The 24,058-nt window shown below is 66.7% G+C and carries 27 protein-coding genes; 5 read left to right on the top strand and 22 right to left on the bottom strand.

Going from position 1 to position 24,058, the window contains the following annotated elements; all coding sequences use genetic code 11:
- Positions 1–36 precede the first annotated feature (36 nt).
- The 6 genes from surE to ACOAPY_RS06030 form a co-directional block, all read right to left on the bottom strand.
- The gene (surE, locus tag ACOAPY_RS06055) at positions 37–786 is read right to left on the bottom strand and encodes a 5'/3'-nucleotidase SurE (RefSeq protein ID WP_021702265.1); all 750 of its coding nucleotides are present in this window, start codon (positions 784–786) and stop codon (positions 37–39) included.
- Positions 774–1,832 carry a tRNA pseudouridine(13) synthase TruD gene (gene truD, locus ACOAPY_RS06050; protein WP_465155613.1) on the bottom strand — a complete coding sequence of 353 codons (1,059 nt, stop codon included), beginning with the start codon at positions 1,830–1,832 and terminating at the stop codon, positions 774–776. Before truD ends, surE begins: the two co-directional genes overlap by 13 nt.
- Positions 1,829–2,302: a 2-C-methyl-D-erythritol 2,4-cyclodiphosphate synthase gene (gene ispF / locus ACOAPY_RS06045; protein ID WP_465155610.1), complete on the bottom strand. Its 474-nt coding sequence runs from the start codon at positions 2,300–2,302 to the stop codon at positions 1,829–1,831. The genes truD and ispF overlap by 4 nt, the downstream gene beginning before the upstream one ends.
- Before the next feature lie 88 nt (positions 2,303–2,390).
- Positions 2,391–2,858: a DUF3429 domain-containing protein gene (locus ACOAPY_RS06040; RefSeq protein ID WP_465155608.1), complete on the bottom strand. Its 468-nt coding sequence runs from the start codon at positions 2,856–2,858 to the stop codon at positions 2,391–2,393.
- Positions 2,859–2,922: 64 nt separating this feature from the next.
- Positions 2,923–3,777: an S-formylglutathione hydrolase gene (gene fghA / locus ACOAPY_RS06035; RefSeq protein WP_465155606.1), complete on the bottom strand. Its 855-nt coding sequence runs from the start codon at positions 3,775–3,777 to the stop codon at positions 2,923–2,925.
- Between the two features lie 109 nt (positions 3,778–3,886).
- The gene (locus ACOAPY_RS06030; protein WP_330099798.1) at positions 3,887–4,999 is read right to left on the bottom strand and encodes an S-(hydroxymethyl)glutathione dehydrogenase/class III alcohol dehydrogenase; all 1,113 of its coding nucleotides are present in this window, start codon (positions 4,997–4,999) and stop codon (positions 3,887–3,889) included.
- A 103-nt stretch (positions 5,000–5,102) separates the two neighbouring features.
- Here ACOAPY_RS06030 and ACOAPY_RS06025 point away from each other — a divergent pair, with 103 nt between their 5' ends.
- On the top strand, positions 5,103–6,002 hold the full coding sequence (locus tag ACOAPY_RS06025) for a LysR substrate-binding domain-containing protein (RefSeq protein WP_465155604.1): 900 nt from the start codon (positions 5,103–5,105) through the stop codon (positions 6,000–6,002).
- On the opposite strand, the gene ACOAPY_RS06020 is transcribed toward ACOAPY_RS06025, so the two are convergent.
- From ACOAPY_RS06020 to ACOAPY_RS06010, 3 genes are read right to left on the bottom strand one after another with little or no spacing between them, the layout of a single operon-like run.
- Positions 5,999–6,616 carry an SOS response-associated peptidase gene (locus ACOAPY_RS06020; RefSeq protein ID WP_465155602.1) on the bottom strand — a complete coding sequence of 206 codons (618 nt, stop codon included), beginning with the start codon at positions 6,614–6,616 and terminating at the stop codon, positions 5,999–6,001. The two genes, ACOAPY_RS06025 and ACOAPY_RS06020, sit on opposite strands and share 4 nt — an antisense overlap.
- Positions 6,617–6,653: 37 nt before the next feature.
- A complete protein-coding gene (locus ACOAPY_RS06015) occupies positions 6,654–6,914 on the bottom strand; it encodes a putative signal transducing protein (protein WP_061905137.1) in 261 nt (86 codons plus the stop codon).
- Entirely contained in the window at positions 6,914–7,096 is a 183-nt protein-coding gene (locus ACOAPY_RS06010) for a CPXCG motif-containing cysteine-rich protein (protein ID WP_021702274.1), read from the bottom strand. The genes ACOAPY_RS06015 and ACOAPY_RS06010 overlap by 1 nt, the downstream gene beginning before the upstream one ends.
- Before the next feature lie 80 nt (positions 7,097–7,176).
- On the opposite strand from ACOAPY_RS06010, the gene ACOAPY_RS06005 reads away from it, so the two are divergent.
- From ACOAPY_RS06005 to fabB, 4 genes are all read left to right on the top strand, one after another.
- The gene (locus tag ACOAPY_RS06005; protein ID WP_465156724.1) at positions 7,177–7,461 is read left to right on the top strand and encodes a tyrosine-type recombinase/integrase; all 285 of its coding nucleotides are present in this window, start codon (positions 7,177–7,179) and stop codon (positions 7,459–7,461) included.
- A 138-nt stretch (positions 7,462–7,599) separates the two neighbouring features.
- Positions 7,600–8,010 (top strand): hypothetical protein, encoded by a 411-nt coding sequence (locus ACOAPY_RS06000; protein ID WP_465155600.1) that lies wholly within the window; start codon positions 7,600–7,602, stop codon positions 8,008–8,010.
- A gap of 211 nt (positions 8,011–8,221) precedes the next feature.
- On the top strand, positions 8,222–9,385 hold the full coding sequence (locus ACOAPY_RS05995; protein ID WP_465155598.1) for a 1-acyl-sn-glycerol-3-phosphate acyltransferase: 1,164 nt from the start codon (positions 8,222–8,224) through the stop codon (positions 9,383–9,385).
- A 310-nt stretch (positions 9,386–9,695) separates the two neighbouring features.
- On the top strand, positions 9,696–10,916 hold the full coding sequence (gene fabB, locus ACOAPY_RS05990; RefSeq protein ID WP_286948540.1) for a beta-ketoacyl-ACP synthase I: 1,221 nt from the start codon (positions 9,696–9,698) through the stop codon (positions 10,914–10,916).
- Positions 10,917–11,097: 181 nt separating this feature from the next.
- Here the strand turns inward: fabB and ACOAPY_RS05985 are convergent, their stop codons facing one another.
- From ACOAPY_RS05985 to ACOAPY_RS05925, 13 genes are all read right to left on the bottom strand, one after another.
- Entirely contained in the window at positions 11,098–11,859 is a 762-nt protein-coding gene (locus ACOAPY_RS05985) for an SDR family oxidoreductase (RefSeq protein ID WP_021702277.1), read from the bottom strand.
- A gap of 171 nt (positions 11,860–12,030) precedes the next feature.
- Complete coding sequence (locus ACOAPY_RS05980) at positions 12,031–13,356, bottom strand: ABC transporter permease (RefSeq protein ID WP_021702278.1); 1,326 nt, start codon at positions 13,354–13,356, stop codon at positions 12,031–12,033.
- Positions 13,353–14,033, bottom strand: a complete 681-nt coding sequence (locus tag ACOAPY_RS05975) for a hypothetical protein (protein ID WP_465155596.1) — start codon at positions 14,031–14,033, stop codon at positions 13,353–13,355. Before ACOAPY_RS05975 ends, ACOAPY_RS05980 begins: the two co-directional genes overlap by 4 nt.
- Entirely contained in the window at positions 14,030–14,785 is a 756-nt protein-coding gene (locus tag ACOAPY_RS05970; RefSeq protein WP_465155594.1) for an ABC transporter ATP-binding protein, read from the bottom strand. The genes ACOAPY_RS05975 and ACOAPY_RS05970 overlap by 4 nt, the downstream gene beginning before the upstream one ends.
- Positions 14,786–14,790: 5 nt before the next feature.
- Positions 14,791–15,900 (bottom strand): hypothetical protein, encoded by a 1,110-nt coding sequence (locus ACOAPY_RS05965; RefSeq protein WP_465155592.1) that lies wholly within the window; start codon positions 15,898–15,900, stop codon positions 14,791–14,793.
- An 11-nt stretch (positions 15,901–15,911) separates the two neighbouring features.
- Positions 15,912–17,168 (bottom strand): beta-ketoacyl synthase N-terminal-like domain-containing protein, encoded by a 1,257-nt coding sequence (locus tag ACOAPY_RS05960; protein WP_465155590.1) that lies wholly within the window; start codon positions 17,166–17,168, stop codon positions 15,912–15,914.
- Positions 17,161–19,701 carry a beta-ketoacyl synthase N-terminal-like domain-containing protein gene (locus ACOAPY_RS05955; RefSeq protein WP_465155588.1) on the bottom strand — a complete coding sequence of 847 codons (2,541 nt, stop codon included), beginning with the start codon at positions 19,699–19,701 and terminating at the stop codon, positions 17,161–17,163. Before ACOAPY_RS05955 ends, ACOAPY_RS05960 begins: the two co-directional genes overlap by 8 nt.
- A 78-nt stretch (positions 19,702–19,779) precedes the next feature.
- On the bottom strand, positions 19,780–20,916 hold the full coding sequence (locus ACOAPY_RS05950) for an aminomethyltransferase family protein (RefSeq protein ID WP_465155586.1): 1,137 nt from the start codon (positions 20,914–20,916) through the stop codon (positions 19,780–19,782).
- Between the two features lie 41 nt (positions 20,917–20,957).
- Complete coding sequence (locus tag ACOAPY_RS05945; RefSeq protein WP_021702285.1) at positions 20,958–21,248, bottom strand: acyl carrier protein; 291 nt, start codon at positions 21,246–21,248, stop codon at positions 20,958–20,960.
- A gap of 22 nt (positions 21,249–21,270) precedes the next feature.
- On the bottom strand, positions 21,271–21,852 hold the full coding sequence (locus ACOAPY_RS05940; RefSeq protein ID WP_465155584.1) for a 3-hydroxyacyl-ACP dehydratase FabZ family protein: 582 nt from the start codon (positions 21,850–21,852) through the stop codon (positions 21,271–21,273).
- A gap of 9 nt (positions 21,853–21,861) precedes the next feature.
- Positions 21,862–22,605 (bottom strand): 3-oxoacyl-ACP reductase FabG, encoded by a 744-nt coding sequence (gene fabG / locus ACOAPY_RS05935; RefSeq protein ID WP_465155582.1) that lies wholly within the window; start codon positions 22,603–22,605, stop codon positions 21,862–21,864.
- Positions 22,606–22,641: 36 nt separating this feature from the next.
- Positions 22,642–23,016 carry a holo-ACP synthase gene (acpS, locus tag ACOAPY_RS05930; protein ID WP_203791462.1) on the bottom strand — a complete coding sequence of 125 codons (375 nt, stop codon included), beginning with the start codon at positions 23,014–23,016 and terminating at the stop codon, positions 22,642–22,644.
- The gene (locus ACOAPY_RS05925) at positions 23,013–24,056 is read right to left on the bottom strand and encodes a hypothetical protein (protein ID WP_465155580.1); all 1,044 of its coding nucleotides are present in this window, start codon (positions 24,054–24,056) and stop codon (positions 23,013–23,015) included. Before ACOAPY_RS05925 ends, acpS begins: the two co-directional genes overlap by 4 nt.
- Between the last annotated feature and the right edge of the window lie 2 nt (positions 24,057–24,058).

The following is a 24,058-nucleotide window of genomic DNA, read 5'->3' as shown; positions in this document are numbered from 1 at the left end:
CGACCCCCTGGCGCTGCAGATGATCCTGACCGCGCATCAGAGCAGCCCCTCCAACCAGCCATCGAGACCGGCGAAGGCCTCGTGGAAGGTGCGGTCCAGCTGCAACGGGGTAATGGAGACGTAGCCCTGCATCACCGCGTGGAAATCGGTACCCGGGCCGCCATCTTCGGCATCGCCGGAAACGGAGATCCAGTAGCCCTCCTTGCCGCGCGGGTTGACCTGCTTGACCGGTGCGGCAGCGCGCGCGCGATGCCCCAGGCGGGTTAGTTGCACGCCGCGGATGTGTTCCAGCGGCAGGTTGGGCACGTTGACGTTGAGCACGGTGCGCGGCGGCAGGTCGAGCTTGTCATGCGCCTCGACCAGCTTGCGGGCGAAGTAGGCCGCCGTCGGCAAGTTGGTCGTCTGCCGCGACACCAGCGAAAAGGCGAACGCCGGCTTGCTCAGGAAGCGCCCTTCCAGGGCGGCGGCCACGGTACCGGAATAGAGCACGTCGTCACCCAGGTTGGCGCCCAGGTTGATGCCCGACACCACCATGTCCGGCAGCGGGTCGAGCAGCGCATTGAGGCCCAGGTGCACACAGTCGGTCGGCGTGCCGTTGAGCGCGACGAAACCGTTGGGCAGGGTCGCCGGATGCAGCGGCCGGTCCAGGGTCAGCGAGCTGCTGGCACCGCTCTTGTCTTCGCTCGGCGCGATGACCAGGCACTCGGCGTAGTCGGCCAGTGCGTCGTGCAGCGCGGCGATACCGGGCGCCATTACCCCGTCGTCGTTGGAGATCAGAATTCGCATGGAGAGTCCGTCTGCCCTGCCGGCAGCAGATCGACCAATTCGCGCACCACGGCGGTGGCGAAGCATCCGGCCGGCAGGACGAATTGCAGTTGCACTATCTCAGGCTCGGGATAATGCCACGTCAGACCGGCGATGGGGAGGCGCAGGATACGCCGTTCGTGCGCCATGCCCGCCTTCGCCAGCCAGGCCGCCAGCGCCGGCTCCGCCTCTGCGATGCCCTGCTCCTGGGCATGAGCCGCACCCGCCGCAGGCGAAGCCCCCTCGCCCCACAGCGGCCCGGTCGGATGCAGGTCGAGAATGGCCAGGCGTGAATCGCTGCACTCGCTTTCGCCGGCCATGAAGAAACTGCGGCTGTCGGTGAACGCCAGCAGGTCGCCGACCTGCGCGCGGTTCCAGCTACCCTCCGCCACGCGCGCCGCCAGGGCACGGTTGAACAGATAGCTGCGCGCCGCCGAGAGCAGACGCGAGCGGGTGTTGCGCTGCTCCGGCAGCTCGCCGCGCTCGGCAAAAGCGCGGGCATCGGCCACGTTGCCGCCCTGCCAACCGAAGCGCTGCAGGCCATAGTAGTTGGGCACCCCCTGGTCGCGGAGGCACTGCAGGCGCTGCTCCAGCGCCGCGCGGTCGGCCTTGAGGCCGGTCAGGCGCAGGGTGAAGCCGTTGGCCGAATGGGCGCCGCGCTGCAGTTTGCGCGAGTGGCGCACGGCCTTGAGGATGGCCAGGGTCTCGCCCTCGGCGGCGGACAGGTCCGGATCGGCCTTGCCCGGCAGGTGCAGGCTGAACCACTGGCGGGTCAGCGCCTGACGATCCTTCAGCCCGGCATAGCTGATGTTGCGCTGCGCCACCCCGGCCGCACGGGCCAGGCGGCGCGCCACTTCCTCGGTGTTGAGACCGCGCTTCTCCACCCACAACCACAGGTGCTCACCCGTGCCGGACAGCGGAATGTCGAGCACCTCGTCGACCTGGAAATCCTCGGCAGTGGCCTTGAGCACGGCCTGACCACAGGCCTCGCCGTGGGCGCGCGGCCCAAGCAGCTCAAGCTCGTTCATGCCTTCACCAGCAACGCCACGGCGTGCACCGCGATGCCTTCCTCGCGCCCTGTGAAACCCAGTTTCTCGGTGGTGGTGGCCTTGACGTTGACGGCGTCCAGCTCCACCTGCAGGTCCTCGGCGATGCGTGCACGCATGATCTCGATATGCGGCGCCATCTTCGGCGCCTGGGCGACGATAGTGGCGTCGACATTGCCGACCACATAGCCCTTGGCCTGCACCAGGCCAACCACATGGCGGAGCAGCGCGCGGCTGTCGGCGCCCTTGAAGGTCGGGTCGGTGTCGGGAAAGTGCTTGCCGATGTCGCCGAGGGCACAGGCGCCGAGCAGGGCGTCACTGAGCGCATGCAGCAGCACGTCGCCATCGGAGTGGGCCACCAGGCCGAACTTGTGGGGAATGCGCACGCCGCCGAGAGTGATGAAATCGCCCTCGCCGAAGCGATGAACGTCGTAGCCATGACCGATACGCATAAAAGAAACGCCCCGAAGAAAATCAGGCGGCGATTCTACCCCAGGCGGGCGATGGGCTTGCGCAATCGATCACCCAAGACGACAACTGTCATGCACGCAGCAGGCTGGCCCAGGCCAGCAGCAGGCTGATGCTGACGACCAGGGTCAGGGGCCGGCGCAGCGCCGGATACCATTGCGGCGCCAGGCCCAGCTTGGTCGCACGCAGGTCGGCGACGTAGAGCAGCACGAAGGCGAAAAGGAGGATCGGTAGAGCCAGTCCGAAGGACATACCGCTGGCGATGGCAACCCAGCCCAGCAACGCCGGGATTACCGACAGGCCCAACTGCAGCCTGGCACGTTCGTCGCTGGCCTGGGCACGCATCGCCAGGCCCCAGTGGATGGCCCCCATGAAGGCCAGGATCACGGCCGCATAATCCAGCAGCGCGGTCATCACGAAAGGCCGCCAGCTGCTCGGCGCGCCCCAGACGCCCAGCGCGCCGCTGACGAAGGGAATCAGGCCGGCATAGCCCAGGTGCATGGCCAATCGCTCAGGCTGCTTGGCTTCAAAGGGATGCATGACAGGCTCCTCTGGCTGAGGGCACTCAGGTTAGTCAGACCGGCGCCCCGACTGCAAATGCCGACTACCCGCCGCTGGCGAGCAGCGCTGCCGCATGATGGCGCAGGTGGTCGTCGATGAAGCTGGCGATGAAGTAGTAGCTGTGGTCGTAACCCGGCTGCAGGCGCAGGGTCAGCGGATGGCCGGCGGCGCTGGCCGCCGCCTGCAGCGCCTGCGGCCTGAGCTGGACGTCGAGGAAGTCGTCGCGGTCGCCCTGGTCGACCAGGATCGGCAGCCGCTCCGTTGCCTCGGCCAGCAGCGCGCAGGCATCCCACTCGCGCCAGCGCGAACGGTCCTCGCCCAGGTAACGGGAGAAAGCCTTCTCGCCCCAGGGGCACTGCAGCGGATTGCTGATCGGCGCGAAGGCCGAGACCGACTGGTAGCGACCGGGGTTCTTCAGCGCACAGATCAGCGCACCGTGACCGCCCATGGAGTGGCCGGCGATGCCGCGCTGGTCGCTGACCGGGAAGTTCGCCTCGATCAGCGCCGGCAGCTCCTGCACCACGTAGTCATACATGCGGTAGTGGCGTGCCCAGGGCTCCTGGGTGGCATTGAGGTAGAAACCGGCACCCAGGCCGAAGTCCCAGGCCTTGTCCGGGTCATCCGGCACGCCCTCGCCACGCGGGCTGGTGTCGGGCGCGACGATGATCAGGCCCAGCTCGGCCGCCAGCTTCTGCGCGCCGGCCTTCTGCATGAAGTTCTCGTCGGTGCAGGTCAGGCCGCTCAGCCAGTACAGCACCGGCAGCCTGGCGCCCTGCTCCACCTGCGGCGGCAGGTACACGGCGAACACCATGTCGCAGTTGAGCACCGTCGAGCGGTGGCGGTAGCGCTTGTGCCAGCCGCCGAAACTCTTGTTGCTGGAAACGATTTCCAGAGTCACGTGAAACTCCTCTCTCGTAGTGCGGGAGGCCGCCCCGTGGAAACCGCATAGCGTTTCCACCACTGAAAGTGGATAAGCCGCCTTGCGGCGGCGTTATCCACCCTACGGATCAATAATGGATAACGGTACGGATGCTCTTGCCTTCGTGCATCAGGTCGAAGGCGGTGTTGATCTCGTCCAGGCCCATGGTGTGGGTGATGAAGGTATCCAGCGGAATCTCGCCCTTCTGCGACTTCGCCACATAGCTCGGCAGCTCGGTGCGGCCCTTGACGCCGCCGAAGGCCGAACCACGCCAGACGCGCCCGGTCACCAGCTGGAACGGACGGGTGCTGATCTCCTCGCCGGCACCGGCCACGCCGATGATCACGCTCTCGCCCCAACCCTTGTGACAGCACTCCAGCGCCGCGCGCATCAGCTGCACGTTGCCGACGCACTCGAAGCTGTAGTCCACGCCGCCATCGGTCATCTCGACAATGACGTCCTGGATCGGCTTGGCGTGGTCCTTCGGATTGACGAAGTCGGTGGCACCCAGCTCACGGGCCACGTCGAACTTGGCCGGGTTGATGTCGATGGCGATGATGCGCGAAGCCTTGGCCATCTTGGCGCCGATGATCGCCGCCAGGCCGATGCCGCCCAGGCCGAAGATCGCCACCGTGGCGCCCTCTTCCACCTTGGCGGTGTTGAGCACGGCGCCGATGCCGGTGGTCACGCCGCAGCCGAGCAGGCAGACCTTCTCCAGCGGAGCGTCCTTGGGAATCACCGCCAGGGAGATTTCCGGCAGCACGGTGTACTCGGAGAAGGTCGAGCAACCCATGTAGTGGTAGATCGGCTCGCCGTTGTAGCTGAAGCGGGTGGTGCCGTCCGGCATCAGGCCCTTGCCCTGGGTGGCGCGCACCTTCTGGCACAGGTTGGTCTTGCCGGATTTGCAGAACTTGCACTCGCGGCATTCGGCCGTGTACAGCGGGATCACGTGATCGCCCACCTGCACCGAGGTCACGCCCTCGCCCACCGCCTCGACGATGCCCCCGCCCTCATGGCCGAGAATGGCCGGGAACACGCCCTCGGAGTCGGCGCCGGACAGGGTGTAGGCATCGGTGTGGCACACGCCGGTGGCGACGATACGCACCAGCACCTCACCGGCCTTGGGCGGCGCCACGTCCACTTCAACGATCTTGAGCGGCTGGTTGGGGCCAAAGGCGACGGCGGCGCGGGACTTGATCATGGACATTCTCCGGTGAATGAAAAGTGCCGGAGAGTGTAGCCACCCGCGTTTTTCTGGATAATCCAAGCCACAGCAAAACATTATTGCCACACAGGGATAATCTATGAGCGGATGGGAAGGTCTCGACGAGTTCGTCGCGGTGGCCGAGTGCGGCCAGTTCACCGCCGCGGCCGAGCGCCTGGGGCTGTCATCATCGCAGGTCAGCCGTCAGGTCGCGCGCCTGGAGGAACGCCTGCAGACCCGCCTGTTCTACCGCAGCACGCGCAAGGTGGCGCTGACCGAGGCCGGGCAGACCTTTCTGCAGCACTGCCAGCGCCTGCAGGACGCCCGCGAGGAAGCCCTGCGCGCCATCGGCGACCTGGCCGGCGAGCCCAAGGGCCTGCTGCGCATGACCTGCGCCGTGGCCTACGGCGAGCGCTTCGTGGTGCCGCTGGTGAACAGCTTCATGGAGCGTCACCCGCAACTGCGGGTGGAGATCGAACTGAACAACCAGCCCCTCGACCTGCTGCAGGGCGGCTTCGACCTGGCCATCCGTCTCGGTCGCCTGCAGGACTCGCGGCTGGTCGCCACCCGCCTGGCACCCAGGGTGATGCACCTGTGCGCAGCCCCCGCCTACCTGGCGCGCTACGGCCGGCCGCACTCGCTGTCCGAGCTGGCCCGGCACAACTGCCTGATTGGCAGCAGCGATCAATGGAGCTTCCAGCAGGACGGCCGGGAAACCAGCCTGCGCGCGCAGGGCAACTGGCGCTGCAACAGCGGCGAAGCGGTGCTCGACGCCGCCCTGCGCGGCTTCGGCCTGTGCCAGCTGCCGGACTACTACGTGCAGCCGCACCTGCGCAGCGGCGCGCTGATCGACCTGCTGCCGCAGCAGCGCCCACCGCACACCGCCGTGTGGGCGCTGTACCCGCAACAGCGGCACCTGTCGCCCAAGGTGCGCCTGCTGGTGGCGCTATTGAAGGAAGAACTGGCGCAGCGGCCGGAGTACCAGGAGGTTCCGGCCTAGGCCGGCGTGAGGCAGTCCGGCCCCTCGAAGGCGGGATCGTTGATCAGCGTGCTCAGGGCCCGCTCGCGCAGCGCTGGTTGCGGCGCCTCCAGCAGGGCCTGCAGTGCCTCGACCGGGGTCTGCGGGGCGAGCCAGGCGCGCGTCGCCGCCTGGTCGAGGACGATCGGCCGGCGCAGGTAACTGGCCGGCGCGGTGATCATCGCCACGCTCAGGTAGGTCTGCCCGGCGGTCGGGTAGGCCTCCCAGATCCCGGCCAGGTACAGCAGCCCCTCGCTGCTCATCCAGTACGGCCGTTTGCGGTTGGCCTGGCCACGCCACTCATAGAAACCATTGGCCGGCAGCAGGCAGCGACGCTGACGAAAGGCCTCGCGAAACATCGGCTGCTCGGCCAGCGTCTCGGCGCGCGCGTGGGCCGGCGCCTTGCTGAAGTCATCGAGCCAGGCCGGCGTCAGCCCCCAGCGCCCGGCCGCCGCCTGCAGCTCGCCCTCGGGCTGGTGCACGAACAGCACCTGGGCGCCCGGCGCCAGGTTCCAGCGTTGCGGCAACGACTCGGGGAAACCCGGCAGGCTCGACAGGGCCTGGGGCCAACGGAACAGGGCGTAGCGTCCACTCATGGGCGGCGGGGTTTCCAGCAGAAGGCGGCAGAAGAACTCAACACAGCAGCACACCGGGGAAACCGTCTGGCTCCTCGCCCGGCAGCGGCGCGGCGGCATTGTACGCGGCGATCAGCCGCCGCGCCCGCTCGGCCTCCTCATCCTCCACCAGCAGGCCGAGCAGCCCCAGCGCCGGCAACTCGCCCACCGCCCCGAGCAGGTGACGCCCGGCCAGATGCGCCTCCACCCCCTCGCTGGCCAGCATGCCCAGCAACAGCTCCGCCTCCAGCAGGTCCTGCGGCTCGTAGATGCGTTGCATCAGTCGTTCTCCCCGCGCACATCCAACGACCAGTTTTCGCCATCGGTCTGCAGGGAAAAAATGATCGGCCGACAGCACACCGGACAGTCCTCGACATACTCCTGATCACCGGCCGACAGATCGAGCAACGCCTCGACCTCTTCCCAGCAATAGGGGCACTGGTACATCTGTGATTCCAGCATCGCGGCCTCCGTGTGAGTTGCTGTTATGGTCATCGCGAGCTGACAAAGTCTCTTCTGTCCTATGGAACAGTAGCTTGTCCGTGGCACTTCCCACTCATCGCCTTTTCGGCCCTGCCCGTGGTGCTTTCGAGAACGCCTATGCCCGCTGCGGCTTCAAGACTCCAGGCCAGCTCACCCATATCCTGCGCCATACCTTCGCGTCTCACTTCGTCATGGCTGGCGGTGACTTTCGCACCTTGAAAGATATTCTCGGCCACTCCGACATCACCACCACGATGATCTACGCACACCTTGCACCGGAGCATCTGGACAAGGCTTTGACCCTTAACCCTCTATCCCTCTCGTCACTTGCGCTGAACCATTGAAAATCACACAGTCTGCTGCACAGATTCGATTTAGCGATCACAAGTCATACACGGAGCGTTGATCTATCCATGCAGCACAACCCAGCCTCTTACCTCTGTGCCTTTTTTTCGCTCATTGGCATAACGCCGTTTTTTTAGGTGTTGCTCAGCGCTCTGATTTTCGTTGGCTTCTTCGACATCAATCTGACCTATCCAAACTCCCCCCCCGAACAGCGCACCATCAAAGAGAATGAATGCAAAGGCTCAACCACGCGTCGCTGTGTCTCGCTACGCAACAAAACCCTTCTCTCTCTAGCGTGGGTTCTATCTGCCATCGCTCTTGCGTACTTGATGCTTTTCCAGCACTTCGAAATCTCTTCACTAACTCGTCAGCATGGCTTCGCTGTCGCATCGCTGATCGCCTTTTCATGGGCAACACTTGGTCGCCTGGGATGGTCTGATCAGTCCTATAAAGGAACCACCATCTTTGAGAGATTGGATGTATTTCTGTTCTGGTTTCTCTATTGGCTAGGTACCTGTTTCGGAGTCGTGGCGGCTGTAAACGCTTAGCCTCAGCTTTCTCAGGACTCCTCTGTGGTCATGACGTAGGCAATCCGTAGTCAATTTCCTCCACAGCTCTGCCTCAACGCCGCAAGCTATGGCGCCCTCACTATGGCCATGTGACTTGCCGCTATAATCGCCGGTCTATTGCTGGCCCCGCGTCCCTGCAGGGCCAGCGGCCCCGGTGGGGCAATCCGAGTAGCCGAACAACGAGAACATGATGGGCGAATTCGATTCCATCCGACCTTACGCCGACCACGAAGTCCCCGCCGTACTGGCGCGTCTGTTGAGCGACGACACCTTCCTCGGCACCCTGACCCGCTTCCGTTTCCCGCGCCTAGCCGGACCATTCGGCTGGCTGCTCAAACCGCTTATCGCCCATCTGCTGCGGCGCGAGACGGCCGATATCGCCTCGGTGGATGCCCTGCAGGCGCGCATCGAGCCCTATATCGACCGCACCGTGGAACGCGCCACGGACGGCATCAGCTTCTCCGGCATCGAGCACCTGAAGGCGGGCACGCCCTACCTGTTCCTGGCCAACCACCGCGACATCGTGATGGATCCGGCCTTCGTCAACTACGCGGTGTTCCACGCCGGGCTGCCGACCCCGCGCATCGCCATCGGCGACAACCTGCTGCAGCGCCCCTTCGTCAGCGACCTGATGCGCCTGAACAAGAGCTTCATCGTGCACCGCAGCATCACCGGGCGGCGCGAGAAGCTGGCGGCCTTCCAGCTGCTGTCGGCCTACATCAACCACTCGATCCGCGAGGAAGGCCAGTCGATCTGGATCGCCCAGGCCGAAGGCCGGGCCAAGGACGGCGATGACCGTACCGATTCGGCGATCCTCAAGATGTTCCACATGGCGCGCAAGGATGAGCCGTTCGCCGAGGCGCTGGCGGCGCTGAACCTGGTGCCGGTGTCGATCAGCTACGAGTACGACCCCTGCGACCAGGCCAAGGCCCGCGAGCTGCAGATTCGCGCCAGCACCGGCGGTTACGAGAAGGCGCCGGGCGAGGACGACGCCAGCATCGCCCTGGGCATCACCGGCTACAAGGGCCGCGTCCATGTGCATTTCGGCGCGCCGGTGCGCGAAGGTTTCGAGGATGCCAAGCAGCTGGCCACGCTGATGGACCAGCACATCCTGAGTGGCTACCGGCTGTTCCCGGTGCACCTGCTGGCCTATGCCGAGTGGGAGGAGCGCGATAGTGCCCTCGCCGTGCCATCGGTCGAGCAGCTGTTCCCCGCAGCGGAAGTCACCACTGCCCGCAGCGAGTGGCAACGCCGCCTGGCGGCCTGCCCTGCGGAGCAGCGTCCCTGGCTGATTCGCCAGTACGCCACGCCGGTACGCAACCAGTACCGCATCAAGGCCGGCCTGCCGCTGTAAGTGCAAGGCCCGCCGAGCCATGCGGCGGGCCATTTTAATCTGATCATCCGGCCAAACTTTCAGCGCTATTCCGATATATATCCGCCCGCGCTTCAAGTTGCTTCACACGCTGCTGTTTTTTCTCGCCAAAGCCCACATATTCAGCAACTAACGCTGGCAATTAGCCACGAACTTTGATTAGTTATCGCCCAGGGAAAACCGGCAACTTTTATTGACCGGACGGTGTGCGCAAACTTCTGCCCGAGTGCATTCTTCGCCGCCTTCCGCAGCTCGAACCGGCCCGGCCCACGGTCTGAAAAGGAATTTGCACATGCGCCGCGTCGTGATCACCGGAATGGGGCTGGTTTCCAGCCTCGGCAATGACCTGGAAAGCGTCACCCGCCATCTGCGCGAGGGGCGTTCGGGCATCCGCTTCAACCCTACCTACGCCGAAGTCGGCATGCGCAGCCAGGTGTGCGGCGCGGTGCCGCTGGACATGGATGCGCTGAACATCGACCGCAAGGTCAAGCGCTTCATGGGCGACGCCGCGGCCTATGCCTACCTGGCCCTGCAGCAGGCGATCAAGGACGCCGGGCTGAACAACGCGCAGGTTTCCCACCCGCGCACCGGCCTGATCGCCGGCTCCGGCGGCGCCTCGGCGTTCAACCAGATGGAGGCCATGGACATCCTGCGCGAGAAGGGCATCGCCCGCGTCGGCCCGTTCCGCGTGCCGCGCACCATGAGCAACACGGTCTCCGCCTGCCTGGCCACACCGTTCCGTATCAAGGGCCTCAGCTATTCCATCGCCTCCGCCTGCGCCAGCAGCGCGCACTGCATCGGCCACGCCATGGAGCAGATCCGCATGGGCAACCAGGACATCGTCTTCGCCGGTGGCGGCGAAGAAGAGCACTGGAGCCAGAGCTACCTGTTCGACGCCATGGGCGCCCTCTCCAGCCAGCACAACGACAACCCGGAAAAGGCCTCGCGGCCTTACGACACGCGCCGCGACGGCTTCGTCATCTCCGCCGGTGGCGGCATGGTGGTGGTCGAGGCGCTGGACCATGCGCTGGCGCGGGGCGCGCGCATTCACGCCGAGATCATCGGCTATGGCGCCACCTCCGACGGCTACGACATGGTCGCGCCCAGCGGCGAAGGTGGCATGCGCTGCATGCAGCAGGCGCTGGCCAGGGTCGAGGAGCCGATCGACTACATCAACGCCCACGGCACCTCCACCCCGGTGGGCGACCTGGCCGAGATGCGCGCGATTCGCAAGGTGTTCGGCCGCGAGATGCCACCGATCAGCTCGACCAAGAGCCTGTCCGGCCACGCGCTGGGCGCCGCCGGCGTGCACGAGGCGATCTACTGCATGCTGATGATGCGCGAGAACTTCATCGCCGGCTCGGCCAACATCGACAACCTCGACCCCGAGCTGACCGACATGCCGGTGCTGCGCGAGGCGCGCAGCGGAGTGAACCTGAACACGGTGATGAGCAACAGCTTCGGCTTCGGCGGCACCAACGCCACCCTGGTGCTGAAGCGCTGGGAAGGCTGAAGCCCCCTCTCCCTACGCGGGCCGCCCGCCCCCTCTCCCGCCAGCGGGAGAGGGAGGAGCACTCGTAGCCCGGATGTAATCCGGGAAGCAGGCAGCTCCGTCCCCCGGATTGCACCCGGGCTACCGTACTGGCTGGCATGAAAAAGCCGGCTTAGCGCCGGCTTGTTGCAGCGCTGGAGGATCAGGCCGCCAGACCTACCCCGCCGGTGGCGACCAGGATCTGCCCGCGAATGGCACTGGAGCGCTCCGAGGCGAGGAAGGCGACCACATTGGCGATTTCCTCGGGCTCCAGCGCCCAGCGCCGGCCGCAGGACTCCATGTTGGCGATCATGCGCGGCCACATCTCCGACAGGTACGGCAGCATCTCGCTGCGCACCAGCCCGCCGCACACGCCATTGACGCGGATGCCACGGTCGTACAGTTCCACTTCCAGGTAGCGCACCAGGTTCTCCAGGGCCGCCTTCATCAGGCCCAGCGGATAGTTGGGCAACACCAGGTGCGAGCCCACCCCGGAGATGGCGCAGATGGTGCCACCGGCCGGCATCAGCGGCGCCACGGCATTGATCACCGCCACGTTGCCGACCAGGCTGGTGCCGAACAGCTGCTTCCAGTCGTGCTTGGTCAGTTCGAGCACCGGCTTGAACGGCGAGCTGGCGGCGTTGAGCACCAGGTGGTCGATGCGCTCCAGGCCGTCGAGGCGCAGGCTCTTGATCATCTGCTCCACGTCGCGGCTCTCGGAGATGTCCGCCAGCGCCTTGTAGGCACGCACGCCCCGCGCCTCGGCGCGGGCCACCAGGTTGTCCAGGTTGGCGGCACCCTTGCCCTGGCTGCGCCGGTAGTTGAGCACCACATCGAAGCCGTCGTCGATGAAGCGCTCGGCGATGGCTGCGCCTATGCCGCGGGCGGCGCCGGTAATGAGGACGACTTGCCGTTCCGTTGTCATAACTCTCTCTCACTCTGTATATGAAGTGCGCTCGCCAACAACAACTTCAATAACAGCAGCGCAATATTAAACGCCTACTTGCAGGCACAACTTTTCCTGCACTTTGGCGCATCGTTTGTTAATTCCAGCCGGGCAACTTGAAAGCCCTCCGACCGGCAACTTTTCAATTGCTCAGGTAAACCTGAACGCCTCGGCGATCAGCAACTTCGAAGCCCGCTTCGCCGGAATGATCGAGGCCAGTACGGCGGTGACGATGGCCAGCGCACAGGTGAACCAGAACAGGTCGACGTCCTCGTCCCACAGGATGAAGGCCAGGTAGCCCTTGGTGTAACCCGGTGACGGCGGCATGGGCAGGCCGTGGATGTTGATCAGCTCGGCCAGGCCGATGCCCACCGCCACGCTGAGCGCGGCGCCGAGCAGGCCGATGAAGATGCCCTCGAGGATGAACAGCCGCCCCACCTCGCGCTGGGTCAGGCCCAGGGCACGCAGGGTGGCGATCTCGCGGGTGCGCTCGACCACGTTCATCATCAGCGTGTTGCCGATCATGAAGACCACGATGACGCTGACGATGGACTTGATGAAGAAGAAGATGCCGTCGAACAGGCTGACCACCTGGTGGTAGTACACCGCCAGCTCGGACCAGGGCCGCACCTCCAGCGCCAGGCCATGCTCGGCGATGATCGCCTGCACCCGCTTGAGCGCGGCGTCGGTCTGCGCGGTATCGTTGAGCAGGATGATGATGCGGCTGACCTCGTCGGTTTCCAGCAGCGCCTGGGCGGTTTCCAGCGGCATCTTCAGCGAGCGGTCGTCGTACTCCTTGATGCCCGACTCCATGACCCCGCGCACCGTCACCGACATGGCGTTCTGCCCGCCCTTGGGATTGACCACCAGCAGGTCCAGCTCGCTGTCGTAGCCGGCGCCCAGGCCCTTGGCCACGCCGGTGCCGATGGTGACGCCGAGGCCGTCGATGCGCGACAGGTCGCTGCCCAGCACGATGCGGTCCAGGGCGCCCAGGGTCAGCGAGCTGGCCGGCTCGATGCCGACGCCGGAGATGAAGGTGGACGTCTCCGACTCGTAGTGCGAGGCGATGCCGGAGAACTCGATCTGCCCGGTCACCGTCTTCAGCAGCGGCCCCAGTTCGGGGTCGGCGGCGAGGATGCGCTTGATCTCCTGGTAGCCGGGGATGCCGTGGCGCAGCGGGTTGGTGGCGCCGCTGGCGAGGTAGCCTTCGCGGTACAGCTGCAGGTGACCGAGGTTGGTGCGAATGGTCTGCTCACGCAGGGCCGAGAAGGAGTGCTGGACGAAACCACCGAAGGTGAACACCGCCACCCCACCCATGATGATCGCCAGCAGGGTGATGCCCGAGCGGCGGCGCTGGCGGAACAGGTTGGCGAAGGCGTAGCGGATCGAGGTGGGCCGGCGCAGAGCGGTCCACAGCACCAGCAGCAGGGCGTAGACGATGATGGCGTTGGCCAGGTAGTACAGCAGCTCGCTCATGGCGCCGCCTCCACGATCGGGGTCAGGACCCGCTCCACCTCGGCGCGGGTGATGGGCAGACGCTCCTCGGCCTGCAGCAGTTCGCGCCAGGGCGAGACCAGGGCCTTGGCCGCGGCCTCATCGCCCGCCGCGCGTTCGGCGCGCGCCTGCAGGAAGTCCACCAGCGGCAGCAGCTCGGCCGGCACCTGCTCGGTGTGTTCGCGCAGGTAGCGCAGGTCCTTGAGCGCCACCACATGGCGGCCGAACTCGGCCGGCACGTAGCAGTCCAGGCGCGCGCGCAGCAGGCGCAGGCGCCAGTCCTCGGGGTTCTGGTCGACCGCCTCGTCCATCAGGAAGAAGCCGCGCTTGGCCAGCTCGGCGGCGCGGAAGTAGTTCTGCCGCTTGACGTACTCGCCGGCCATGAACAACCAGCCGTAGCCCTCGTAAAGCTTGGCCGGCAGGTCGTCGGGGTGCTGTTCGCGCCAGGTCGCCAGCGCTTCCAGGGTGCGCTCGTCGAGACCCTCGCTGGGCGCCCGCACCACCGCCAGGATGCCCTGCTCACGCACGGGCGCAGAGGCATGGCGCGACACCAGCGCATCCAGGGCGGCGCGCCCCTGCTCACGCAACTGATCGGCGTCGATGGAGGCCTGGGCGCCTCCCGCGACCAGCAGGCTCAGCAGCAGTAGCCAGCGGCTCATGGCGCGATCCTCCCGTCGGCGATGCTCACCACCCGCCCGGCCACATCGCGCACGGCATCGGAGTGGGTGGAAATGATGAAGGTGGTGCCGTTCTCGCGGTTGATTTCCTGCATCAGCTCCAGCACCGAGCGGCCGGTTTCCGAATCCAGGTTGCCGGTGGGTTCGTCGGCGATCACCAGCGCCGGCTTCTTCACCAGCGCACGGGCGATGGCCACCCGCTGCTGCTGGCCGCCGGACAGTTCCACCGGCCGGCGCAGCGCATGCTGCTGCAGGCCGACCCGTTCCAGCGCCTGCATCACCAGGTGGCGCGCCTGATCCTTGCGGTAGCCGTTGAGCATCAGCGGGTAGTAGACGTTGTCGAACACGCTGAGCACCGGCAGCAGGTTGAAGAACTGGAAGATGAAGCCGATCTCGCGGGCACGCAGTGCGGCCAGCTCGCGGTCGTCGAGGTCGGCCAGGTCCTGGCCGAGGAAATGCACGGCGCCGGCACTGGGACGGTCGATCCCACCGATCAGGTTGAGCAGCGTGCTCTTGCCGCTGCCCGACTGCCCCACCAGCGCGACGAACTCGCCACGCTCGATCTGCAGGTCGATGCGGCGCAGCGCCTGCACGCGGCCCTCGCCCTTGCCGTAGCACTTCTCCACTGCGCTCAGGCGCACGATGGGCAACTGGGTCGCCTTGACCAGCTGCAGCCGGCGGGTCTCGCCGGGAGCCGGCGCCTGCGCCTGCGCCAGCAGGGCATCCTTGTCCATGCTCATCATTCCCCCCGCAGCAGCCAGGTGCCGCCCTGGCTGTCACTCAAGCTCAGCAGCGCCGGCGGGGTATCCGCCGTCGCCGCCTTGCGTTCGGCATGCCGTTGCAGCGCCAGCAGCGGATTGAGCCCGCCACTGTCACCGAAGCGCCGGCAGATGTTTTCGTACACCCAGTGCTCGCCAGCAGCGGCCACCGCGCCCGCCTCGACCTGATCGAGCAGGCTGGACGGATAGTGGCCGCCGTAGACCAGCGCGCGCCGCTCCGGCAGCTGCTCGGCCCAGCGCTCGCCCAGCCACTGGCCCGCCGCCTCGCGGCCGGCGGGGGCCTGCAGGTAATGCGGCGCACCCAGCAGCAGGCCGGGCTGACGCGCGCTGGCCAGCGCCTCTGCGCGCCGCAGCACCATGAAACCGGCGCGCTCCACCAGCGGCGCGTTGTGCTGGCCACCACGCCCAAGCCAGTCGCGCTCGGCGGCGTTGCTGCTGAGCGCCTCGGCGAAACACAGCACGGGAAAACTGCGGAACAGCCCGCCCAGCAGCACGCTGTCGGCGGCACCACTGTGCAGCAGCGACTGCGCCATGCGCAGTGCCTGGATGAAGGCTCCGCGCCCCGCCTGCACCTTGCAGGAGAAGGCCTCGGTGGCCTGGTCGCGCAGGATGAATTTGGGGATTACGTCGAGATCGAAACTGTCGCGCCAGTTGAACGCCTGCTCCAGGTGCGAACTCTGCCCCCAGAAGTCGAAATACAGCAGGGCCATGCGCTCACGCGCGCTGCGCCGGCCGCAGCTGGCCTCGGCGGCGGCCACTGCCTGCCTGGCCGCCTGGGCGACGGCAGTGAGCGTGTCGCGATAGCCGGACTTGGCCGCATCCAGGCCGCCGTCCTGGCTGAAACGACTGAAATCCCACTGGCGCCGGCCGGTCTGACGCGCGGCCTTGCGGTATAGCTGCGCCTCCCAGGCGCGGAACCAGCGCGGCTCGAAACGCTGCGGGGCGCGCTCTGCCTGCAGTACCGAGAGACCGACCAGGGCCAGGGTATTGCTGCGCTGCTCGGGCTGCGCCTGCAGCTCGTCGGCGCTGGCCGGGCGCAGCGGAGTCAACTGCATTTCTTCGACAGACATGATGCTCTCGCTTATCCGGCCAGCCGCGTCAGCGTGCAGGCAGCCATGGAACCTTCGATACCCAGACCCAGCTTGACCAGCTTGTCGCTGTGCAGCGTCAGCGGGGCGGCATCGGCGTGCAGGTGCACCCCGGCGGCGTCCAGCGGCGCCAGGGCCTTGAAGGCCAGCAGGCGACGCTCGCGCAGGGCATCGGCGGCGATGGCCAGGTCGGTCAGGCCGCTGGCCGCCACCTGGTAGCCAAGCTGCGCCTTGTAGGAAACGGCCGGCACGGCGTGGTCGCCCCACAGCTTGCGCACCGCCATCAGCTCGGCCTGGTCGCTGCCGCGAATGCCGTTGCCGTGCATGAACAGGCAGCCGATATCGGCCGGCGTGGCGGCGGCTTGCTCCAGCGAGGCCTCGACGGTGCGCGCCAGGGTGCGGAAATCCGGCGCGAAGGACTGCCCGCCGCGCCCGGAGCCACCGCCCTGGCAGACGGCGAAGCCATCGATGCGCAGTTGGCCGCGGCCGCCGCGAGCCTGCAGGTGGGCCTCGCTCTCGAGGATCGCCAGCGCCGCCCCACCGCCCAGCAGCACGCCCTCGGTGGCGGCCGAGAACGGCTGCGCCACCTCGCGGGCCAGGGCGTTGACCCCGCCCATGAACATCAGGTTGTACTGCGACACCTGCTGCCAGGAGGCCACCAGCACCAGGTCGGCGGCGCCGCTCTCGATCGCCTGGCGGGCGAGGAACAGCGCCGACAGGCTGGAGCAGCTGGCCGTGGACAATGCCAGCGGCGGCAGCGCCAGGCCGATGCGGCGCATCAGCAGGCGACCGAGGCGCTCCTCGGCATAGCTGTCGCTGTGCATCTGGCGGATGCCGGTATTGAACAGCAGGTCCTCGGCATCGTTGCGCTGCAGGTAGGCGGTGAACTTCATGATGTCCGGCTGCACGCCCTGGCCGCCGATGTAGCACTGCACGCGCGAACCGGCCAACTCGGCACGGCTCAGGCCGGCCTGGGCCAGCGCTTCGTCGAGCACCTTCTCGATCAGCGCGCAGGCGGTCTCGGCATCGCAGCCGGCGGGGTTGCGCCGGGTCGCCGGCAACGCCGGCATCGCCACCTGCTGCGGATTGAACAGCAGGCCATTGCCCTGGGCCGCCCGCTCGCTGGCGAAAAAGCCCGTGCGCGGGCCGAGGCGCTGCTCGGCCAGCGCCGCGCAGAGCGAGGCCGCATTCTGGCCAAGGGCGTTGAACACACCCAGGCCGGAGATCACCGCACGCCCGGCGTCAGCCATCCTTGCGCACCAGCAGGGCGTAGTTGTTGCCCCCGTCCGAAGCGCCCAGCACCAGCGCGTGGCGCACCTCGCGGCGCAGCGGCTGACGCACGAAGGCGATGTCGTCGGCGCAGAAATCGCGGGTGTAGGGAATCGGCGCGATCTCGCCGCTGCGCATGATCTGCAGCACCTGCGCCAGGTTGAGCAGGCCGGCGGCCGATTCGACGAAGCCGAAGTGACCGTTGTAGTTGACCAGCGGCACCTCGGCCGCCAGCGCGCCGAACACGGCGCGCACCGCGTCCAGTTCCTTCTGCGCGCTGTCACCGGTGCCCCAGCTGGTGCCGCAGATCAGATCGACCTCGCTGGCCTGCAGGCCAGCCTCGGCCAGCGCCTGCTGGATCGCCGCGATCATCGCGTTGCCAGCGGCCAGCCCGGATTCACCCGGGTAGGCGGCATCGCAGGAGCGGCCATAACCGAGCACCACGCCAAGCACCTGTGCACCGCGCGCATGGGCGGCGTCGAGGTCTTCGAGCAGGGCCACCGCGGCGCCCTCGCCCAGGGTGAAGCCACTGGGGTTGGCGCCATAGACCTGGAAGGCATCCGCGGCATCGCTCCAGCACAGGCGATCGGCCGTCGCCGGCGACATCAGCACCGAGGAATAGGCATTCTCCTCGGCGGCACCGACCAGCGCCTGCGGCTGCAGGCCCTGGCGTACCAGCTCGTAGCCGTAGAGCAGTGCGCCGAGGCCGGCGTTGTAGCCGGTGGACAGGGTGGTGTTGTAGCCCTTGAGGCCCTTGCTGATGGCGCAGAAGGTGGCGGTGGAGTTCATCAGCGCCGAGGGGAACTCGAAGGTACGCGCACGCTTGGGGTCCGGGTGCAGGCTCTGCGCATAACGCGCAATGGTGGCTTGCGGGCCCTTGGACATGCCCATGATCAGCGCGACGTCGGTATCACCATGACGCACCTTGCGCCCGCCGCTCTGCAACGCCTGCTCGACGGCCAGCAGGCCGTGGGTGCCGATGCGGCTGGCCTTGCGCGGGTCGTAGTTCTTCAGGTGCTTGCGTGCCTCGATGCCACGTACCTCGTGGGCACGGAACTGCATGGCGCGCAGGTCGGCCTCGGTCATGCCGGCCAGGCGCTCGGCCAGCGCCGGATTGGCCTGCATCAGCTGATTGAGGTCGTGGGCCTGCTCGCCGCTGCCCAGCCAGTCATCGGCCGACACCGACAGCGAGCCATCGACGCCATTGCGGATGTTCTCGGCGATCTGCTCGGCGCCATAGCCCAGCGAGCTGAGCGCACCGAAGCCGGTGATGGCCACGCGGCGCGGCTGGTACTCGGTGGCCGCGGCGGTCTCCGGGGTCACCGAAGCGACGATGCTGCAGTTGTTGCCGCCGAAGGCGTAGTTGTTCTTCATGAACAGCCCGACCTGGTGCTCCTGAAAATGGTTGGGCACGTAGTTGAGGTCGCAGCCGGTGCGCGGCGTGGAGAAGTTCAGGGTCGGCAGCACCTTGCCGGACGGCAGGGTGGTCAGGCAGGCGATCATCTCGATGATGCCGGCCGAGCCGATGTTGTGGCCGAAGTAGGACTTGGTCGAACTCACCGGGATATCGGCGATGTTGGGGAAGACCTTCTTCATCGCCAGGGTCTCGGCGCGGTCGTTGGCCTCGGTGCCGGTGCCGTGGGCATTGATGTAGCCGATGGCCTCCGGGCCGACGCCGGCGTTGCGCAGCGCCGCGCGCATCACCAGGGTAGCGCCTTCGGCACGCGGGTCCGGCGCTGTTTCATGGTGCGCATCGGAACTGGTGGCGTAGCCGATGATCTCGCCGTAGATGGTGGCGCCACGCGCCTTGGCGTGCTCGTACTCCTCCAGCACCAGCGCGCCGGCGCCCTCGCCGACGGACATGCCGGGGGTGCCGGAGAACGGGCAGCAGGGTTCTTCGCGCATCGCCTTGAGCGCGTAGAAACCGGCGAAGGTGGGCAAGTAGACCGGGTCGGAGCCGACAATCAGCGCCACCGGGTTCTTGGAATTCTGGATCTGGTCGAAACCGATGCCGATGGCGTTGGTGCTGGCCGTACAGGCCGTGGCCACCAGCTCGAAGCCGCCCTTGAGGCCGAGCAGCGAAGTCACCACCGGGCAGATCGCCGAGAAGTTGCCGCACACTTCCATCTTGCGCGGGCTGAACTGCTCGGGCTGGTGCTCGATCAGCGGCATGATGGCCTCGGCGCTGGCCGAGGACACACCGACCACCAGGCTGGTGCGTTCCAGCAGCGGATCACCGAGCAGGCCGGCATGCTCCAGGGCATCACGACCGACCTTGTACCCCCACAGCGCGGTACGGTCGAGTTCGGGCAGGCGCTGCGGATCGATGCCGGGGTACTCGACCGGCTGCAGCACTTCGGATGCCAGGGCATCGTCGAAATAGTGGCGAAAATGCTGGCTGGGACCGATGGCCGCCTTTTCGGCGAACAGGCCCTCGCGGAACGCTTCCAGCGTATTGCCGAGCGCCGTGAGCACGCCCATCCCTGTGACTACTACCCGCTTGCGCTGAACCATGTGTGACTCCTCCGAGGCGGCGACCTGAGAACGGACCGCCCGCCCCGGCGGCCCGCTCGCTGTGGCTGATGACGTGGATTACTGGGCCTGCTGCTCCAGCAGGCTCTTCGGCCGCGACGGGTCGACGTAGCTGTGCTCGGCCGGGTTGACCAGGAAGCTGAAGTTCTGCAGGAAGGGGATCGCCGCAGTGCTGATGGCAACGCGCGCGCCGCTGGCGTCGATGGCATAGCCGTCCAGACCGGCGTATGCATAGTCGCTGTCGAGCAGCGCCTGGCCGATATGCGCCTGCACACCCTCGGACCAGCCCAGGGTGATCACCTTGCCGATCACGCTGTCGCCGCTGTACACGGCATCGCCGATGTTGGCTGCGGCACCGTCGCCCTTGACCAGGAAGCCGACCACGCGCTGCGCGGCGCCCTCTTCCAGCTTGGCCAGCAGGGCGTCCTTGCCGACGAACTCGTCCTTGTCGTAACGCACCGCCCACTGCAGCTGCAGCTCGATCGGGCAGCGGGTGAACTCACCGGCCAGGGCCGGGTCCCAGCACGGGTTTTCCAGGCGCGAACGACCCTGGAACTCGATGCCGCCGGTCTTCAGGTCGAACTTGGCGCCGGCCTCCAGGGCACGCTGCCAGAGCTCGGCCAGGGACTCACGCGGGCCCAGCACCTTGTAGGAGAACTCGCCGTGCTTGCCGGCACGCAGCAGGGTCACGTCGTCCACGTGCATGAACTCGAGGAACGGCAGACCGAGCACGTCGAAGCCGAACAGCTCAGCCATCAGCTCCCAGCTGTAGGGGCCTTCGAACAGCAGGGTGCCGAGCTGGTTCTGCGCGGCGATCTCGACTTCTTCCTCACCGACCAGGGCCTGCAGGCTGGCGGCCAGGGTGTCGCCCTTGACCCATTCGGTGAGCAGCAGGAAGCGCTCGTCGTCACACAGCACGTAGAGGTCGGTGACGATCTGGCCCTTGTCGTCCAGCAGCACGGTATACAGCGCCTGCTCGTCGCGGATCACCGAGAGGTCACCGCCGACCACGCGGTTGAGGAAATCGTAGGCCTCGTCACCCTGCACCTCGACGATGCCGAAGTGCGAGTAATCGACCATCAGGATGTTCTTGCGCGAGGCCTGGTGCTCGGCAGCGGGCTCGCCGTAGTGCAGCGGGATGCGCACGCCATTGCGTTCGCCCAGGGTGGCGCCGGCGGCTTGGTGAACGGCTTCCATCGGATTCATCGTTGTGTCCCTCGAATTGTGTGCGGCAGAAGTCAGGCGGCTGCGGCCTGGCGCTGCAGAATGAAGTTGGCCAGCGAGTTGACGTTGCGCATGTAGGACGGGTCGTCGCCCTCGGAAACGCGCACGCCGAACTCCTCGTCGAGCATCACCACCAGCTCGGTGGCATCCACCGAGTCGAGCTTCAGGCCGCTGCCGAACAGCGGGGTGTCGTCGTCGATCTGGGCGCGGTTCTGGTACAGGTTGAGACGGTCGATCAGGCTGTCCTTGAGCTTGTCCAGTACGGCCCGGCGCTGGGCGATGGCGTCTTGCAGTTGCTTGTCCATGGTGGGGTCCTCGCGGTCGGGCTTAGCCCGGGTAGTTGAATGGCTTGCTCATGTCGAACCAGAAATTGGCCAGCTTGCCGACGGTGGTGACGCGCCGGCCGATGCGTGCCTCGACCTTGAAGTGGCTGAAGCCGGCCGGGTCCTTCATCACCAGCTCGCTGCGCATGAACAGGGTGTCGCCGGGCAGGACCACGCTCTTGTACTTGAGGTCCTGGGAGGCCAGCACACCGCCCCACTTCTTGCGAATGGCGGCGATGATCTCCATGCCCTCCTCGCTGTGCAGGGCCTTCTGCAGGTCGCGGCGGACCGACAGGTCGCAGTCGAAACGCTGCTCGTACTCCTCGCAGAAGGCGGTGAGCAGGGTCAGGTAGTCGCTGGTCTGGCCCATCGCCTCGGCGATCAGTACGCCGGGCATGATCGGGCTGTCGGGGAAGTGCCCGGTGAACTGCGGCTCGTTGAACGAGATGTTCTTCACTGCGGTGATATAGCCACGCGAGCCGCGCTTGAATTCGCAGATCTTGTCGACCAGGAAGAACGGATAGCGCCAGGGGCCCATCTTCATGAGCAGCGAGGGTGCGACGAGACTTTCTTCGGTATCGGCCATGGGGCCTCCTTAACGCATGATCAGGCCGCCATCGACCACCAGAGTCTGGCCGACGACGTAGCTCGAGGAACTGGAGCAGAGGAAGGCGATGGCCTCGGCCACTTCGCGGGTTTCGCCCATGCGTTGCAGGGGGATTACCGAGAGGGTCTGGCGGATCACGTTGCGCGGCACGCGCTTGGTCATCACCGACTCGATCAGGCCCGGGGCCACGGCATTGACGCGCACGCCCTTGGCGCCCAGTTCACCGGCCAGGGTGCGGGTGAAGCCGATCATCCCGGCCTTGGCCGCGCTGTAGTTGGTCTGGCCGAAGCTGTTGGTCAGGCCGGCGATCGACGAGACGTTGACCACCGTCGCCTGCTTGGCCTTGCGCAGCAGGCGCAGGGCCGCCTTGGTGGCCATGAAGGTGCCGTACAGGTTGGTCTTGACCACGTCGTCGAACTCGTCGAAGTCCATCATCGAGAACAGGTTGTCGCGGTACTTGCCGGCGTTGTTCACCAGCACGTCGAGCTTGCCCTCGGCCTCCTCGATCCGCGCCATGGCGGCGTCCAGTTCGGCCTTGTTGGTGATGTCGCACTTGAGCGCCACCAGGCGCCCGGCGAACTCCTGGCGGTCGGACAGCTCACCCAGGCGCGCCGGGTTGTTGTTGTAGGTGGCGTACACCTTGCTGCCGTCCTCCAGCAGCTTCTCGCACACCGCCAGGCCGATATCGCCACTGGCGCCGGTCACCAAAGCGACCTTCCCCTGCAAATCCATAAACCTTGCCATTGCCCTAGCCCTATCTTCTGGTTGTCACCCGAGCACAACCGCCGCCACTGCGTGGGTGCCGCAGTGGGATATGCTCAAACTCGCCGCGGTCAGACCCGACCGCTGCATTTCCTCGAGGAAGCGCCCGCCGAACACCAGGTACGGCCGCCCCGCTTCTTCATGCTCGATACGCAGGTCGTGGAACTGGATGCCGTCGCGAAAACCCGTGCCCAGCGCCTTGACTGCTGCCTCCTTGGCCGCCCAGATGCCTGCCGCGCGCTCCGCGTTGGCCTCGGCGTCGCCGATGTAGTCACGTTCCGGGGCCGTGTAGACCCGGTTGAGGAAACCCTCGCCACTGCGCCGGCTGGCGGTGCGGATACGCTCGATTTCCACGATGTCGATACCGATGTGCATGCTCATGGCCTCTGCGGCATGCCGGCGGCCACCGGCTGCACGCCCAGCTCGCGGATGAACAGGCCGGCCTGCTCGGCGTCGTGCTGCTGGGTCAGCCCGCGCTCGCGCCAGAAGGCCCAGCCGGGGGCGACCAGCAGCAGTGCGCAGAACAGCGGAAACGGCAGGGGTTGCGGCAGCTGCGCCAGCAGGCCGCACAGCACCAGGGCCCAGAGCCCCACGGCGACGTAGTACAGGGCCATGCGCGGCAGCACCCGGGCACTGCCTGCGGGGGGCGCCGAGGGAGTGCGCAGCAGTGCCGAGAGGCGCTCACCCACTGCCGAGTACAGGCGCGAGCGCCGCGCGCCGAGCAGCAGGAAGAAGGTAACGATCCAGCCCAGGATCATCGCCGCGACGGCGAACTCGGGCTTGCCGTAACCGCTCTGCAGGTCGAAGTCAGGGCGGCCGTGCAGCGGCCAGATCAGCGCCAGGCTGATCAGCAGGCTGATGGCCAGGTCCTCGGCACGGTAGCGACCGGCATCACGCAGGCGCTTCATCTGCGGCAGCATGGCGTTCTCGCCCTGGTCGCTGGCCAGGACCATGAAGTAGGGCGCGCTGCCGGTCAGCAGCAGCGCCAGCAACAGTGGAAAGAGCAGGCCGAGTACCACCAGTGTGACCAGCGCCGGGTAGGCCGGCAGCAGCGTCAGCCCCGCCCACAGCAACACCGTGATCAGCCCGCCCAGCAGCAACGGCAGGCTCAGCGGTCGCCGCAACGGATTGAGCAGCCCGATCAGCGGGCTGATGCGCAGCTGCTGCAGTTGCTGCAACTCGCTCGGCAGGACCATGAACTTGAGCGAACGTGCCGCGTAGATCCAGTAACCCGGCGCATCACGGGAGGCGCCGAGGGTGACGCCGAAGGCGATGGCAAAGCCGGCCGGCAGCACCTCCAGCAAACCCAGCGCCTGGCTGTTACGCAGCAGGGCAAAGGCCATCAGCAGGCACAGGAAACTGACGCCCAGACATAGGCCGAAACCGTAGCGGCCGGCGTGCTGGCGGAATGTCGGCAACATAC

It is taken from the genome of Pseudomonas stagnisoli (genome assembly GCF_048595745.1).
Lineage (GTDB): Bacteria > Pseudomonadota > Gammaproteobacteria > Pseudomonadales > Pseudomonadaceae > Aquipseudomonas > Aquipseudomonas alcaligenes_A.
The sequence above is the reverse complement of the archived record's forward strand: the minus strand, read 5'-3'. Positions and strand labels throughout refer to the sequence as shown.